This window comes from Streptomyces sp. NPDC006372, assembly GCF_040612515.1.
Lineage (GTDB): Bacteria > Actinomycetota > Actinomycetes > Streptomycetales > Streptomycetaceae > Streptomyces.
This window is the reverse complement of record NZ_JBEXQJ010000015.1, coordinates 154,436-169,265: the sequence shown is the minus strand read 5'-3', so window position 1 is coordinate 169,265 and position 14,830 is coordinate 154,436. Positions and strand designations below refer to the sequence as shown.

At 67.7% G+C, this 14,830-nt stretch carries 14 protein-coding genes and 2 pseudogenes; 9 read left to right on the top strand and 7 right to left on the bottom strand.

From position 1 onward, the window contains the following. The 7 genes and pseudogenes from ABZ016_RS22945 to ABZ016_RS22915 all read right to left on the bottom strand — a co-directional run. Positions 1–558 (bottom strand): annotated as a pseudogene (locus tag ABZ016_RS22945) (site-specific integrase); the annotation flags it as partial. A gap of 223 nt (positions 559–781) precedes the next feature. Beyond that, entirely contained in the window at positions 782–958 is a 177-nt protein-coding gene (locus ABZ016_RS22940; RefSeq protein ID WP_356918498.1) for a helix-turn-helix domain-containing protein, read from the bottom strand. An 848-nt stretch (positions 959–1,806) separates the two neighbouring features. Continuing rightward, entirely contained in the window at positions 1,807–2,520 is a 714-nt protein-coding gene (locus ABZ016_RS22935; protein WP_356918505.1) for a 5-formyltetrahydrofolate cyclo-ligase, read from the bottom strand. 26 nt (positions 2,521–2,546) lie between these two features. Then, complete coding sequence (locus tag ABZ016_RS22930) at positions 2,547–3,713, bottom strand: helix-turn-helix domain-containing protein (RefSeq protein WP_356918497.1); 1,167 nt, start codon at positions 3,711–3,713, stop codon at positions 2,547–2,549. A gap of 202 nt (positions 3,714–3,915) precedes the next feature. Next, a complete protein-coding gene (locus ABZ016_RS22925) occupies positions 3,916–4,794 on the bottom strand; it encodes a hypothetical protein (protein WP_356918506.1) in 879 nt (292 codons plus the stop codon). A gap of 27 nt (positions 4,795–4,821) precedes the next feature. Further along, positions 4,822–5,109: pseudogene (locus ABZ016_RS22920) on the bottom strand (helix-turn-helix transcriptional regulator); the annotation flags it as partial. 6 nt (positions 5,110–5,115) lie between these two features. Then, complete coding sequence (locus ABZ016_RS22915; RefSeq protein ID WP_356918496.1) at positions 5,116–5,550, bottom strand: NUDIX hydrolase; 435 nt, start codon at positions 5,548–5,550, stop codon at positions 5,116–5,118. Positions 5,551–5,751: 201 nt separating this feature from the next. Between ABZ016_RS22915 and ABZ016_RS22910 the strand changes: the two genes are divergently transcribed. The 9 genes from ABZ016_RS22910 to ABZ016_RS22870 all read left to right on the top strand — a co-directional run bounded on the left by ABZ016_RS22910 (position 5,752) and on the right by ABZ016_RS22870 (position 14,527). Next, positions 5,752–6,552 carry a TauD/TfdA family dioxygenase gene (locus tag ABZ016_RS22910; protein WP_356918495.1) on the top strand — a complete coding sequence of 267 codons (801 nt, stop codon included), beginning with the start codon at positions 5,752–5,754 and terminating at the stop codon, positions 6,550–6,552. A gap of 96 nt (positions 6,553–6,648) precedes the next feature. Next, positions 6,649–8,553, top strand: a complete 1,905-nt coding sequence (locus ABZ016_RS22905) for a glycoside hydrolase family 15 protein (protein ID WP_356918494.1) — start codon at positions 6,649–6,651, stop codon at positions 8,551–8,553. Positions 8,554–8,924: 371 nt separating this feature from the next. After that, positions 8,925–10,094, top strand: a complete 1,170-nt coding sequence (locus tag ABZ016_RS22900; RefSeq protein WP_356918493.1) for an ATP-binding protein — start codon at positions 8,925–8,927, stop codon at positions 10,092–10,094. Between the two features lie 9 nt (positions 10,095–10,103). Then, positions 10,104–10,643, top strand: a complete 540-nt coding sequence (locus tag ABZ016_RS22895) for a roadblock/LC7 domain-containing protein (RefSeq protein ID WP_355721589.1) — start codon at positions 10,104–10,106, stop codon at positions 10,641–10,643. Positions 10,644–10,717: 74 nt separating this feature from the next. Beyond that, complete coding sequence (locus tag ABZ016_RS22890) at positions 10,718–11,050, top strand: DUF742 domain-containing protein (protein WP_355721592.1); 333 nt, start codon at positions 10,718–10,720, stop codon at positions 11,048–11,050. A 55-nt stretch (positions 11,051–11,105) separates the two neighbouring features. Next, entirely contained in the window at positions 11,106–11,693 is a 588-nt protein-coding gene (locus ABZ016_RS22885) for an ATP/GTP-binding protein (RefSeq protein WP_356918504.1), read from the top strand. Next, a complete protein-coding gene (locus ABZ016_RS22880) occupies positions 11,690–12,346 on the top strand; it encodes a GAF domain-containing protein (protein ID WP_356918492.1) in 657 nt (218 codons plus the stop codon). Before ABZ016_RS22885 ends, ABZ016_RS22880 begins: the two co-directional genes overlap by 4 nt. 85 nt (positions 12,347–12,431) lie before the next feature. Further along, on the top strand, positions 12,432–13,682 hold the full coding sequence (locus ABZ016_RS22875) for an acyl-CoA dehydrogenase family protein (protein WP_356918491.1): 1,251 nt from the start codon (positions 12,432–12,434) through the stop codon (positions 13,680–13,682). Between the two features lie 107 nt (positions 13,683–13,789). Beyond that, complete coding sequence (locus ABZ016_RS22870; protein WP_356918490.1) at positions 13,790–14,527, top strand: hypothetical protein; 738 nt, start codon at positions 13,790–13,792, stop codon at positions 14,525–14,527. Positions 14,528–14,830 lie beyond the last annotated feature (303 nt).

Below are 14,830 nucleotides of genomic sequence, written 5' to 3'. Positions count from 1 at the left end.
GTTGACCGCGAAGGCCTCACCGTTACGCATCCCGCAGCCGCTCATCAGGTCGGCGACCAGCAGGAAACTGTCGTCGCCGGCGGCGCGTATCTGCCCCAGCTGCTCCGGTGAGGGGATCACCACCCGCTTGGGGTCGTACTGAGGCGGCTTGACCCCGGCCACCGGATTGTCGTCGAACAGCCCCAGCCGGTTCGCGTCCAGCAGGATCGCTTTCAGCTTGTCGAACGCATTCGCCTGCGCAGCCAGGCCCACCCCGTTGCGCTCCAGGGCCTGGAGGAACCCTTCGACGACCTTGTGGTCAAAGGTGTTCATCCGCCGGCTGCCCAGGAGTGGCAACAGATGGATGTTCAGCAGCGACTCCAGGTGCACCACCGACGCCGGCCCCAGATCCCGCTGGGCGGCCTTCCACTGGCCCGTGTACTCCTCGAACCGCATCGCCCCGTACCTCGCGATCCGGTCCGCCTTCGCCTGCCCCCGTGGCGCGGCCTTCTTCGCGTTGTAGACCTCCGTCAAACGCGCGATCGCCTTGTCCTGGGTCGCGAACCCGGACTCCTTCACCTGCCTCCCCGCCGCCGACCGATACCGGACCTTGTACGGATGAGGACACTTCGACCACCGCGATCGCGGATGCTCACACTCCTTGAAAAACGACCCCATCCCACGAACCAACGAACTCGTCAAGATCCACGTCCTGCACAACTGGAAAGTTCCGAACGATACTGCGTGTTTCGAACCATGGCACCAGCGGTGGCATCGCCGGGGCCGCGAATCGGAGATCGCTTCAATAGCCCCGTACTCGTTGCTGCTTTACCCAGGCTTCAACCTCTGACACTTTGAATCGGATTTTGGCGTTCGCTCCTACACCAAACCGGTACATCACCAATCCCGATCGGGCGGAATTCTTGTACAACCAGGAAGTGGACACATTCAAATACTCGGCAGTTTCTTTGACATCCATGAAACGGACTGTTACAGGCGCTCGCATAATCCCCTCCGAAAATCTCTAGGCTGCAGCTGTTACTGCATCGACTCGAAAGCCACGTCTGGGGTTCGATGTATGACTGGCCTCAGGTGTTGCAACCAATACTCCGCAGCGTCGCCGGTTTGCCCAACCGGCGATCGTCGGCTATGTTGCGCTCGCGCCACACGCGCACACCGGCCCTCGACTGCGTTTTGAACCCGCGAGGCAGCCCGCCAACCGAGCCGTGCCCAGAAGTGACGGGAACTCAACTCGAGCTTGACGAGAGCCACCTGTGGCCCGGGCGACGTTCAGTGGCCGCATCAAGTAGACTCTCCCAACTCACAGGTCGCCGTTCACGACGCACCCGGTCAGGCCCGCAGACCTGTGCTCCCACCGAGCGTGGCTTTCGCTTCCACCACCGCAACTACACGCGATCACCGCCGGACAGGGACAACGCCGCCTCGATGGCTCGGCAACCCACGCGATCGGGTCGGGACCGTTTGACGGAAAGTCCGGCACGGGCTGAGGTAGGGCTCCTTCAGCAGCGTGACGTATGCCTTTGACGGCTCAATTGGGTCCCGGTAACCGCGCTGGTCTGTCGCCCAACCAGCCCAACTGGCAGTCGTGCAAGAAGATCGCAACCCCTAGTCACCGAGTAGGGGCGCGTCGGCAGCCCGGTGCGTTTCTCCATGCCCGACGGAGGAACGGACCGCGCCACGGCGGGTCATCGGAGGGGCGAAGCTAGGTGATCGCCCAGTCCAGATCGATATCCTGTCGGTGCGGGCTGGGACAAGCACTGAAGAAATAAAAGCGGCACACCGGCGGCACGGACCTGAACACCCTCGCTAACCCCTCGCGCGGGACTGCAGGGCAGGGATTGCAGCAATCTTGGCTGCATCAAGGTGGTCCCAGAAAATTCCCTTTGGCCTTCGTGGCGAAGTGCATGGAATGACCTCTTGCGGTGTGACAACCAGGTCGACGTTCACGTCATGATCCGTAACCGGGATAGGGAAGTCGATCACCTGTAGTGAGTGAACGGTGGTGACGACCAGCGTTTCTGCCCCCACGAGCCCTGCCTCCGTGAGCAGAGCAAACTCCAGGTCCGAGTAACCGGCCCCCTTACCGATACGGGCACCATCCCGATTGACGGCCACACTCCCCAGGACCACAACATCCACCGGCCGCAGGGCGTCGACCTCGACAGTAGGTGCGATCGTGGCCGCTATCTTGCTGCTTGCTGCCTCGATCGCCGGCACGTCCAAGACGGCGGGATCGAGCAGGTAGAACGGCTTGGCGGAGGCCAGCTTCGGCACGGCCATGTAGACGAGCTTGCCCTCATCCAAGGCGCGTGCTCGTACCGGCAGCTGGGCCTTGTCCGGCACGGCCTTGACGACTCCGGCCTTCTTCCAGCGCTCCAGCTCAGCCAGCCTGGCGGCGGCTTCCTCCGAGCCGCGGAAGTTGGGGATGCGGCCATGGGCGGTGTCGTCGTACACCGCGCCGGCCGCATCGAGCGCGTTCCACACCTGGGTCCGCACGAGTTGCTTGGCATCGTCTTGCATTGCGGGCACCCAGGTTCTCCTCACTCCTACGCCGTCGTCATGAGAGCGAACAGCCGGTCGTGGACGTCGGTGACGATTCGCTCGCGCCGCCAGGGCCCCAGCTCACGAGCAGCGCCGAAGACCACGTTCAGTCCTCCGCCGCCCCGTGTCTTCTCCAACTCGGTGATGGCCTCGGACAGCGTAGTCACGGCACCGTCGATTTCGCCCTGCCGGATATAGGCGAGCGTAAGGTTTCCCAGCACGATCGCGCGGGACTTCCGACGATCTTGCAGTTCGGTGGCCGTCGCCTCAAGGAACTTCTGTGCGCGCCGGTGCTGTCCCAGTGAGAGGTAGCACGACCCGGCCAAGCGGCCGAACTGAGTCGAGGACACGAGATCTGCGGCCGCGTCCATCCCGTCAGTCTGTTCCAGCTGCTGCTGGGCCCGCCCAAGAGCCTTCTCACAGTCGCTCGCCTCGCCGAGCATGGCGTGCGCCTCACCGGCGTGGAGGAGTGCCAGCCCAGTGACGGCTGGGCTGGTGGTCCGGGCGGTGTCGGCTGCCTGGAGGGCCAGGTCCAAGCCGCTCCGCGGGTCTTGGGCGCCGTAGAGCTCTACGTAGCAGGTCCTCAGGAGTGCGCGTCCTTCAAGGGTGTGATCTCGCAGGCGCCGGGCGACCACGACGCTCTCGTCGTAGAAGCCACGTGCTGTGGCGTGGTCCCGCCTCTGTGAGGCGTCCCAGACGAGTTGTCCCATGAGTGTGAGCACATCCGCTCGGAGTGCGAGGAGATCTCTCTCCGCTCGCCCACGCGGGCCATTCCGTCCCATGAGGGTGATCAGGCTGAGCTGCTCTCCTCCCTTCGCCAGCAAGCTCGCCGACGGGGCCCGATCGTAGGAGGCCGCGAGCTCGTCGTACTCACGCCGGAGCTCCGCCACAGTCGTGAGGTCGACCTGGGCAGTGCCGGAAGGCGTCGGCTTCTGAAGCGCGGGGGGCTCTTGTGCCGAGTCGGTCTCCTGCTCCAGCAGTTCGACGAGTCCAGTGACCGAGATCCCGAGTGTCTGAGCGAGGCGTGGGCGCATCCATGGCTGTGGGGAGGCCGTTCCCGCCTCCCAGCGCACGACAGTGGAGCGATCCACGCCGAGGTGTTCGGCCAAGCCCTCCTGCGTCAGGCCCATCGCTTGGCGCCGCTGGGCAAGTCTCTGCCGTCTGCGTGCCATGCCATAGCCCCCCTTCAACGTCCTAGACGTGGCAAACACCCAGGTGATGCCCGTCGATGCCACATGGATGCATCACGAGCGCATCAATTTTGCTCTGGGAACGCAGGAGTTGGCCCGCTTGTCTGGGGTTCCACATTCCACACGACAAAGGACCGTGACGGTGTTGGACCCACGTGCTGATGCCAGCGAGCGCGCCATCAGGTCAGGCCGCCATCTCGCAGCGCATGCGATCCAGAGCCTGTGCAGCGGTGTCGTGGATCTCGGGCAGGCGGCCCGTGGCCGTTCGCATGATGCGCTGAAGTTGGTGCGGAAGCCTCTGCACCACCGCCTCCTGCACCGCGACGTCCAAGGACTTCTCCGCGCCGCCGCGATCGTCGGCAAGCAGCTGCACGTGTGCGACGGTCACCAGCTCGATCACCCGCCACTGGGGCGCAACCGTCGTTGTGAGCACCGGGCTGTGCTCGACCAGCCGTATGGCCGTGTCGACCTGTCCAGTGGCGATCAGCCCCCGGAGCCGGATCTCATGCAGCGAAAAGGGATTGAACAGACTGGTGTGATCCACCGAGGTGAGGTGGTCTTCCGTCTCGCGCATCACTCGGTCGAACAGCTCTGCGTTGCCCAACGCGCCGGCCGCCCGGGCCAGCAGCGGCAAAGCGGCGGCACGGGAGTCGTTGTCCGGCGCGAGGGCAGCGGCGCGGCCCAAACGTTCTACAGCGGCACCCACGAGACGCGCCTTGCGCAGTTCGTTCCCGTGCATGCGCAGTGCGTACGACGTCAGCGCCGGCTCCTCGAAGTACTGCACGAGATCCAGACTCTTGGCGGTCCAGCGGGCCGCCGTACTCAGTCTCTCTTCCGGGAGGACGTTGCCCAGCGCGACGCCGAGCCCTACTCGGGCACGGGCGAGCAGGTGGAGGACGTCTCGCTCGGTGTGCCCGTCCTCGACACGGGCTTCGAGCCGGGCGACCAGCGGCCAGAGCTCGGAGACGGCCTCCGCTGCGTGTCCGGACTGTCTGGCGATCTCGGCGAGCCGAACGGTGGACTCGCCGAACTGCACCATGGCCCGATGGTCGGTGTCGGCCACGTCCGTGACTCCGAGGACGTGCGGCGGCAGGCGCAGGTACTCGCAGACACGGCGCCGGGACCCTACGTCGTCCAGGCTGCGCTTCCCGAGTTCAAGCGCGGAGATGTAGGTCTTGTCGTAGCCGAGGAGTTCACCGAGCTCTGTCTGGTTCAGTCCGTGTACCCGCCTGTAGAAGCGCAGGATGGGGGCCAGATCCCCTGTCGCCAGTACGAGTTCGGCCTGCGGTGTCGCCCAGTGCCACTGGGCATGCTCCGCCGACGGGCGGGATCCAACGACGTCACGGCTTGGCCCTGCCACGAGCTCTCCCCCGACCATGGCTGGCTACATCCGCTCGTAGTCGTCCAGGCCGACGGCGTCGCGGCGGTACCACGCGGCCACGGCCCGTTTGTAGCCCTCTGGCATGTTCAGAGTCGGTACTTCCTCGGCGGTGAACATGCCGAGTTGCTTGTGTTCATGGCTGACGACAGGCGGTTGATCGGGTGTGAGCACCGTGCAGCCATAGGTGACGATCAAAACCCTCCGGCCGGGGATGGGCTCGTAGATCCACACGCCTCCGTCGATCAGAGGTCCGGCTTTCACCACCCAGCCGGTCTCTTCGTGGATCTCTCGTTCCACCGCCGACTCAGGGCTGTCATCGGTGGGGACCGCGCCGGTGGGGTTCCCGATCTCCAGGCGCCCTCCGGGCAGTTCCCACTCCTCACGCTCGTTCTTGAGCAACAACACGCGGTTCCGCGCGTCGAGGGCAACGCCCTTCACGGAGACAGGCCAGAGGGGCGGCGTATACGTCATTGCTGTCCTCGTCCTGGGGTGTGTGATCCCGGCTCTCGGAACGTAGCACGGTGCGCACAGCGTGCACCTGAGCTGGGCGATTTGCCCGAGTCGACAATCAGTCGCTTTACCCGGGCCTCGGCGACTTCCCAGTCTGTCCGCACAGAAGCCGATCTAAGGAGCACGTCGATGCGCGTTGCCCTCGCTCGCTCCGCGACGCTCTTCGCGTCGCACTACGTTGACATCCGAGCACCGCACGCTCTCGATGCCTGCGCTGCCCGGCTCCAGGACACGGGCCTGGTGACCGTGGGCGGGCTCTTGTCCCGCCGGGCTGTGCTCGCCTTCGCTGAGCGGCTGATGCGGATCGCGCCGCACCCCCACAGTGGTCCCGATGGGCTCACAGCCATCTACGACACCGGAACCGATGCGCACCGCGTCGGCTTCGCCGGACTCGGTCGCGGCGAGCTGGAGGCCCACACGGAGCGCGCCGGCGTGCCCAATCCGCCGCGGCTGATGCTGCTCGTCTGCCTGCGGCCTGCCGACGACGGCGGTGAGGTGCTGCTGGCCGACGGGCACGATGTTCTCGCCAGCTTGTGCGCCGAGGGGAGGGACGCAGCGGTCGTACTCTCCAAGCCCCGGACTGCCTACTTCGGCGCGGGCGCCGGACACCCCTCGCAGGTGTTCACCGTGCATGCCGAAGGACGTGTATCCGTTCGTCTCCGGCAGGACGGCTTGGCTCGGTGGAGCCCGATCGTCCACCCTTATCTGCCGTTGGTCAGGCGCGCGATCGCAGGATGCCAGCGGCGCCTGCGCCTCGAGCCGGGCCAGGGCTACGTTCTGGACAACCAGCGCTGGCTGCACGCCCGGGCCGGCTTCTCTGGCAACCGTCTGTGCCTGCGTGCCCTTGGTGACCCGCTCGTCCCCATGCAAGAGGGCTTCACGCCGGACTCCATTGGAGTCTCCCTGCCCAGGACCAACGACGTCGTCTGACGACTTCCGATCTCACCACACATCGCCAACTGCCCCGGCCGCTGCGGCGGCCCCGAAGCCGTCCCCGAAGTCGCGGGGCCTACGGAGATCTACACGATGAAGCGCCTTCCGCGTATTGAGCAATACGGCCTGATCGGCGACATGCAGACCAGCGCCCACGTCTGCGACGACGGCTCGATCGACTGGCTGTGCCTGCCCCGCTTCGACTCGCCGGCCGTCTTCGCCGGCCTACTCGGAACGGAGAAGCACGGCACCTGGCAGATTGCTCCGGCCTCGCGTTCTCGCTCCGGTCTGGATCCGGAGCTGTCGCCGAACCGCCGCTACTGCGGTGACTCGCTCGTCCTGGAAACGGTGTGGCGCACCCCGACCGGTTCGGTCCGCGTCCTGGACTTCATGCCGCCGCGCGACGGGACACCGCAGGTGATCCGAATCGTCGAGGGCCTGGCCGGCGAAGTGCCGATGGTCTCGGCTATGCGTCCGCGGCCGGGATACGGCAGCGTCAGCCCGTGGATCCACGAGGTCGACGGCCGCATGGTCGCGGAGGCCGGCGCGGACGCTCTGTGGCTCGACACCTGCGTCGAGCAGGTGGAGAAGGACGGCGTCGTCATCAGTGGCTTCGACGTCCCCGCCGGGCAGAGCGTGGCGTTCGTGCTCAGTTGGTGCCCGTCCCACGCAGCTGCGCCTGACGTTCCCGACCCGGAGGCCGCGCTCGCCGAGACGCTCGCCTTCTGGCAGGAATGGACGCAGAAATGCACCTATGACGGGCCCTACCGCGAGCCCGTGGTCCGTTCGTTGATCGCGCTGAAGGCGATGACGTACGGGCCGAGTGGAGGGATCGTCGCGGCGCCGAGCACGTCGCTGCCCGAGGAGATCGGAGGCAACCGGAACTGGGACTACCGCTTCACCTGGTTGCGTGACGCCTCCACGACGCTCGCCGCGCTGCTGGGGACCGGGTATCGGCAGGAGGCTCAGGCATGGCGACGGTGGCTCTTACGCGCTGTGGCCGGCGATCCGGAGAACCTGCAGATCATGTACGGGCTCACCGGGGAGCGTGACCTGCGGGAACGGGAGCTGCCCTGGCTTCCCGGGTACGAGGGATCAGCCCCGGTGCGGGTCGGCAATGGGGCGGCGGACCAGCTGCAGCTCGACGTGTACGGCGAAGTCATCGAGACCCTGTACCTCGCCCACCAGAGCGGTGTGGCCCACTGCGCCGATAGCGCGGTCTTGCACCAGCGACTCATCAAGCACCTGGCGCAGCGCTGGCATGAGCCCGACGAGGGGATCTGGGAGATCCGCGGGGCACGCCGGCACTTCGTGCACTCCAAGGTGATGGCCTGGGTGGCGGTCGACCGCACCATTCGCTTGGCCGAAGCCGGTGCCCTCGACATGGATTTGGGCCCCTTGATCGAGCTGCGCGAGACGATTCACCGCGAGGTCTGCGCCGAGGGCTTCGACCCGGTGCGCAACACCTTCACCCAGTCCTACGGCTCCCAGGAACTGGATGCCGCCACGCTGCTGATCCCCCGCGTCGGCTTCCTGCCGCCCGACGACCCGCGTGTCATCGGCACCGTAGACGCGGTACGGCGTGAACTCTCCACGGCGGACGGGCTCGTGCACCGGTATCCCACCACCGGCGAGGACGCCGGAGTGGACGGCCTGGCGGGAGATGAGGGCACATTCGTCCTCTGCTCCTTCTGGCTCGTCGATGCCCTGGCCCTGACCGGCCGCCTCGACGAGGCCCACGCCCTCTTCGAACACCTCCTCGCGCTGCGCAGCGACCTCGGGCTCCTGGCCGAGGAGTACGACCCCGTCCAGCAGCGGCAGCTCGGGAACTTCCCGCAGGCGTTCAGCCACATGGGCCTGATCCAGAGCGCCCGGCTCCTTCATCTGCTGTCGACGCGGTCCTCCCGTCACCAGGGCTCGGTCGCTCTTCCGGTGCCCCGCTCGGCACCAGATCGGCGACGACAGACCCGCACTGGCCTGGCTTCGCAGCACGCCTAGCCGCCCGTCCCCCACTGATGAGGTTCCTCATGTCTGACAGCGCGTTCCCGACACGGCCGGTCGCGCCCGGCCGCCGCAGGCGGCGGCCTCCACAGATCGACGCATTCACGCTGCACCGTGTCCGTCGTGCCGTGGCGTTGCCCCTGCTGCTTCTCGCGGCGGTGCTGGGCGCTGTATTCGTCGCCTGGTCGACATCCGCTGTCGCTGCGGGCTGGCTTGTGGCCGGCTTCGTGTGCGGGCTGCTCGGAGTCGCGTTTGCAGCAGTCCGTGGGACACGAAGGGCCGCAGGGGCACTACAGGCAGCCGCGGATGAAGCCCGGGCAGCGGAGCTGGCGGCGATCTCGGGGGCAGCGGCGGCTGTCGAGCGGTCGGTGCTGCGTTCGGCTGACGAGCTGTGCCGCGGGGGGCGTCCGCCGCTGCCGGAGCGGCAGGCGCCCAGGCAGACCGGTCTGACCGCAGAGATCGACGCAGCTCTGAGTGCCCTGCAGGTGCAGGCCATTTCCGATCTGATCCGCGTGCACGACAGGTCGCAGTCGGCGGTGCTGCTGTCGATGCTGCACCAGTTCTCCAAGCGGGAACATGCCCTGGTCGGACGGGCTCTGGAGAAGCTGGACGCTCTCCAGGACCTGACCGAGGACCCCGACCAGCTGGACGCGCTGTTCAAGCTGGATCACCTGGTGACGCGGATGCGGCGCTGGGTGGAGAGCAAGGCCATGGTCGCCGGCGAGTCGCTGCGCAGCGCCCGGGAACCGGTGAGCGTGATGCACGTCCTGCGGGGCGCGAACCAGGAGATCCTGCACTACTCCCGGGTGACCGTCGCCGCGGGAACCGTGGGGGCCGAGCTGGGCCTTCCCCGGCATGTCGGACCGGACATGACGCACCTGCTGGCCGAACTCATCGAGAACGCCACGCAGTTCTCCGACCCCACCACCAAGGTGCAGGTGCGAGCCCAGCGGGTCGCGCTGGGGCTCGCGGTCGAGGTCGAGGACCGGGTCGTCATCCCCATGCGGCCCACCGACCGGGAGCGATGGAACCACCTGCTGGCGGACCCCCATCGAGTCGATGTGAGCGCGGAAGTCAGCGCGGGGCGGCTCGGCCTGCTCACGACGGCGATGATCGCCCGCCGCCACGGCATATCGGTCGAGTTGAAGGAGAACCCGACCGGCGGGACCACGGCCCTGGTGGTTGTTCCGAACAGGCTGCTGGTGGCGATGCCCGCTCCCGTAGTGCCGCCGGCTCCGCCGCAGCCGCCCGCCGCACCGGCCCCGCGGGCTGCGACGTCAACGCGCCGCAGCTCCCCAGCTCCCGCCCAGGCACGCGCGCGGCCCGTTTCAGCCGTCGTTGCTGGGAGCGCGCCGCCCTTGCCGCAGCGTGTCGTACGCGAGCCGTCGCAGATGCCTGCAACATCCCGGCCCATGCTCTCGACAAAGGGTCCCCGCTATGACCTGGCCGGCGCGTTCCAGGGCGGGATCAAGGCCGCCCGCGCTCACGACAGCACCGATGCCTCCGGTCCGTCCACAGCGCCGCCCCCTCACCCGTAGCCCCCACCCATGATCGGCCCCGACGCCGGTGCCGGCCTGTATCCGCAGGAGCACATGCTGATGACCCATGACACGCCCCACCTCGACAGCGACACCATGACGGCCGCATCCGGGAAGGACGCGAAGAAGCAGCTGGCCGGGCTGCTGAAGAACTTCGTCGATAACGTCCCCAGGGTCACGCACGCCCTGCTGATCTCACGCGACGGACTGAGCCTAGTGGACAGCGAGATCCACAAGGACTGGGCCGACAAGTGGGCAGCGACCCTGGGCTCACTGGCCTCCCTGAGCGAGAACATCCCCGGACCGGGTGGTGGCCGGGCCGCACTGCGACTGGCTCTGATCGAACGCGGCGACGCCCTGATCTTCGTGTCGATCGCCGGTACCAGCGCGGCCTTCCCGAACCAGCCGGGCAACACGGCGGGCATGGTCGACACCGTGCTGGCCGTGATCGCCGAGCCTGCTGCCGACGCGGGAACCGTGGGCTTCGAGATGGGTCAGCTGGTGGACCGCTTCGCCCCCTACATGGTCGCGCCTGTGCGCAGCGCATGATGACCAGGCCCAGCAGGCACGATCCAGATCCACGACCGGCTGACCCTGCACCGGCGTTCGTACGCCCCTACCTCGTGACCGGGGGCCGGGCACGCCCCAGGCACTGGCTGAGCCCGGAGACCCTGCTGGAGGCCGGGGAGGGCAGGCCCGGACCGAGGCTGGCCGAGGAGCACCGGCAGATCGCTCAACTGTGCCGGCAGCGGCGCCGGTCGGTGGCCGAGCTGGCCGGCACGACACGCCTCCCGCTCACCGCGGCCCGCGTTTTGATCTCGGACCTCATCGACGCCCGTGTCCTGACACTCGCCCTCACCAACCCCTACGCAGTCTCCGACTCCCCGACCGGGGACCGCCCCTCCCCGCAGCTCTTGGAGGCACTTCGTGCCGGTCTCGAACGACTCGCCGGCTGACCCGGCCACCACCGCCCAGAGCGGTGCCGCCATCAGGAGCGCTGGCGGCCCGGCCGTGCTGAAGATCCTCATCGCGGGGGGATTCGGCGTCGGCAAGACGACCACCGTGGGCGCGATCAGCGAGATCGAGCCGGTCTCCACCGAGGAGTACCTGACCCAGGCCAGCGCCCCCACCGACAGCCTGGACGGAGTGGAGACAAAGAAGACCACCACGGTCGCCTTCGACTTTGGCCGTATCAGCTTCGGTGCGCCGATACCGATGGAACTGATGTTGTTCGGCACTCCCGGCCAGGACCGGTTCGTCGAAAGCCTCTGGTACGACCTCGCCCGCGGGGCCGTCGGTGCGGTCGTAATGGCCGACACCCGCCGCCTGGAGACCAGCTTCGACGCGGTCACCTTCTGCGAGCGAGCCCGCCTGCCGTTCATCGTGGCCGTCAACGAGTTCGACGACGCCCACCGCTATCCGGTCCACGACGTCCGGCAGGCCATCGCCCTCGCCCCACACGTCCCTGTCGTGGCCTTCGACGCCCGAGTGTCCACCTCGGTCGCCACGGTGCTGCTGCGACTCGTCGACCACGCCCTGACCCAGACCACGCCCAGTCCCGTCAAACGGTCCGACCCCACTCTCCTGGACGCCCGATGACACACCACACCCACACCCCCCAAACCCCTGCGCTGACCCGCCGCGTGCGCGACGTACAGGCCGCACCCACCGCAGGCCAGGCGATCAGCGTGAGGCCCGGCACCCTTCACACGGGCCAGGAGCTGATCAGCGCTGCCATGGCCGAGGAACTCGCCGAACAGAAGGCCCGCGAGGAACTGATCCAGCACCTCGGGATTCCCACCGGCCCCGACGATCTGATGGACCAGTTTGCCGACCGCCTCGCCGAGGCGACGGGCATGCTCTACGGATTCGTCAATGTCTTCCGCGGCGAGCAGACGTTCATCGGCCTGCACAACCCGCCACCGGAGAGCGGCCACCTCATCCTCGGCCGCACCATGGACCGCGAGCACGGCTGGTGCCCCGCCGTCGTCAAACGCAGGAAGGGACTTCCCCTGCCCGACGTGCACGCCTCCCCCCGCTTCTCCGGCAACGCCGTGGTCGACGCGGTGGGCATCCGCTCCTACTTCGGCGCCCCGCTCATCCACGCCGAGACCGGGATCACGCTGGGCACCGTGTGCACGATCGACCCCGAGGCCCGCCCCCGCACCGACGCCCGACGACTGCTCGGCGCGGTCAAGGACACGGGCGCCGAAGTCCTGCACGCCCTCACATCCGGTGCCTCCGTGCGCTGAGTACTGGCCTCGCCCCCCACCCGGTATCCCGTGACCGGGGCCGGCCGCACCCGCCTTGCGACCCCACAGGGACAGGGAGACGACCATGCCCACCACCATGAGCCCGCCACCCGCGCTTCATCCGTATCTCACTGCCTCCCATGAGCAACTTTGGCGCGAGGCAGATCAGTTCGCTGCTGGTGAAGTCGCACTGCGTGTTGCTGCAATGGAAGCCGCCCCGCACAAGGTGGAGGACGAGCTGGCGCGACTCATGGCCGCTCGAGGCTGGTTCGGGGTGACCATCCCCAAGAAGTACGGAGGGATGGAGGCCGGGCACGTCGCCAAGACTGTGCTGATTCACCGCCTCGCCTGCGTCTCGGCGGCTGCGGCGGCCATCCTGCAAGCCACGCTGATTCCCGTCGGCGCGGTCGACCACTGGGGCACGGTCGAGCAGAAGGAACGCTGGCTATCGCAGGTAGCTGACGGGACGGTGCTGACGTCCATCGCAGTCACCGAACAGGACGCCGGTGGCCACATCGGCGGCATCGAGACCGTCGCCGAACGGTCCGGGGAAGACTGGGTGCTCACCGGCGAGAAGGTCCACATCGGTAACAGTCACCTCGCAGGGCTCCACGTCGTCGTCGCGCGCACCGCTCCTTCCGGCGTCTCCGCGTCCCAGGCTCTGACCGCGTTCCTGGTGGAATCCGACCGCCCCGGGCTCTCCGTCTCCGGCCACCTCCCCGGCCTCGGGCTGCACGGCTTCTCCGCCGGCCGCCTCAACCTCGACCGCGTCCGTGTCCCCGGCAACAACGTGGTCGGGGAGATCGGTCAAGGGCTGAGCGTGGCCCAGAGCAGCAGCATCCTGTACGGGCGGCCCAACCTTGCCGCTATAAGCCTCGGGATCCACGAGGCCGTCGTGGGCACCACAACGGCCTACCTCAAGCGCCGTCCCCGCTACCGAGGCACTCTGTCCGACCTGCCTGTCCTGCGTGACCGTATCGGTGACATGCAGGCCCGCCTGTGCGCCGCACGGATCCTGGCCTACCAGTCCGTGCACCTCCTCGACCAGGGCCTGCCCTGCGACGCCGACCTGGTCAACGCCAAGTACCTCGGCCACCAGTGGGCGATGCGATCCGCGCAGGACGCCATGGAACTCCACGGCGCCCAGGCACTCGACGGTGACTACGTCCTCCAGCGGCTGTGGCGCGACATCCAGCACACCTACCCACCGGCCGGAACAGGCGAAGTCCAACGCATACGTCTCGCCGACGCGGCGCTGAGCGAAGACCGCATCCAGTGGTCCGAACGCCTCGCCGCCAACGCCGCCCGGGCGAGCCCCGACCCCACCGCTGTATGACCTCCCGTGTGCGCCGCACACGGGCTCGCGCCGCCGGCCCTTGTCCCCCGCGAGGGCCGGCGGCACCCACTACTGCGTCCATCAGGGCATCCGAGGAAGAAGCGACCGTGAACCCCGCCATCGCCGACCCACTGAACCCCGAACATCCCCCTACTTTGGGGGAATTGAAGCCGATCCTCGAAGGCGCGCTGCGAGACGCTCACTTCGCTGCACGAGTCGACCTGAGAGGCGTCGGCTCCGTCCTGGATCTGACGGTCCTGAGCCACAAGGCACCGTTCGACAGAACCCTCGATGCAGCCAACGCATGGATGGCCAGCGTCGGCATCGGCGGCACCGCCACCTTCAACGATTTCCACGACATCGTCGTCACGCTGTCCACGGCCGCCGAGGTACATAAGCTCACCACCGCCCTGCTGGAGCCGCACATCCGAGCCCACGCCGTGGCCGACGAGCTGTCTGGCCTTCTTGAGGCCCACCACCTGAGCAGCAGCATAGAGCTGCAGGGCACGCATGCCGTGGAAGTGGTTCTGGCCGGCGACGAGTTGGAGGCAGTCGCCGGGTTCGCGGCCAAGCTCGACGCGCCCGCGATCGAGGCCGGCCTCGCACTGCACCGGCCTCGCGGGATGCGCCGACTCGCCGAACGGCTCCAGTGGCTGGTGACCGGCGCCCTGGGGAGCGCTGTCTGCGCGACCGCAACGCCTGGATGTGCCCACGACCCGGACCACATCACACTCCACCTGACCATCGACCAGGCGCAGCGCCTGACGCAACGCCTCCCCTGTCCTACGCAGGACAACCCGATCGCCACCTGTCCTGTCCGGTCAGCCTCCCGGGGTATCTCATGACCCCGCCAGCCGGCACGGGTGCTCCCGCCCGCGGACCCGAACCTCACGACGGCAGGCCGCGCTACCGCCAGCTGCGGTCCTCCCTGGTCTCGCTGCAGCGGGCCACCACTCAGTTCACGGGTCAGACACGCACGGGGTCCGACCGCGATCGCGAGACAGTCTGGAACACGGTGGAGGTCTGGCTTCCGCTGGCCGCACAGCGGTTACGGGAAGCGGAACACTCGCCCTCACAGCAGGCTCACTGGCGGGCGATGATCAGTGCCGCCAGCCGCCCCGACCCCACCTGTCTGCCCGGATCTGACC

Coding starts and splice junctions, on each gene's coding strand:
- ABZ016_RS22880 (WP_356918492.1), top strand. CDS start 11,690: ATGACACACCACACCCACACCCCCCAAACCCCTGCGCTGACCCGCCGC.
- ABZ016_RS22940 (WP_356918498.1), bottom strand. CDS start 958: ATGGATGTCAAAGAAACTGCCGAGTATTTGAATGTGTCCACTTCCTGG.
- ABZ016_RS22895 (WP_355721589.1), top strand. CDS start 10,104: ATGATCGGCCCCGACGCCGGTGCCGGCCTGTATCCGCAGGAGCACATG.
- ABZ016_RS22910 (WP_356918495.1), top strand. CDS start 5,752: ATGCGCGTTGCCCTCGCTCGCTCCGCGACGCTCTTCGCGTCGCACTAC.
- ABZ016_RS22930 (WP_356918497.1), bottom strand. CDS start 3,713: ATGGCACGCAGACGGCAGAGACTTGCCCAGCGGCGCCAAGCGATGGGC.
- ABZ016_RS22875 (WP_356918491.1), top strand. CDS start 12,432: ATGCCCACCACCATGAGCCCGCCACCCGCGCTTCATCCGTATCTCACT.
- ABZ016_RS22905 (WP_356918494.1), top strand. CDS start 6,649: ATGAAGCGCCTTCCGCGTATTGAGCAATACGGCCTGATCGGCGACATG.
- ABZ016_RS22935 (WP_356918505.1), bottom strand. CDS start 2,520: ATGCAAGACGATGCCAAGCAACTCGTGCGGACCCAGGTGTGGAACGCG.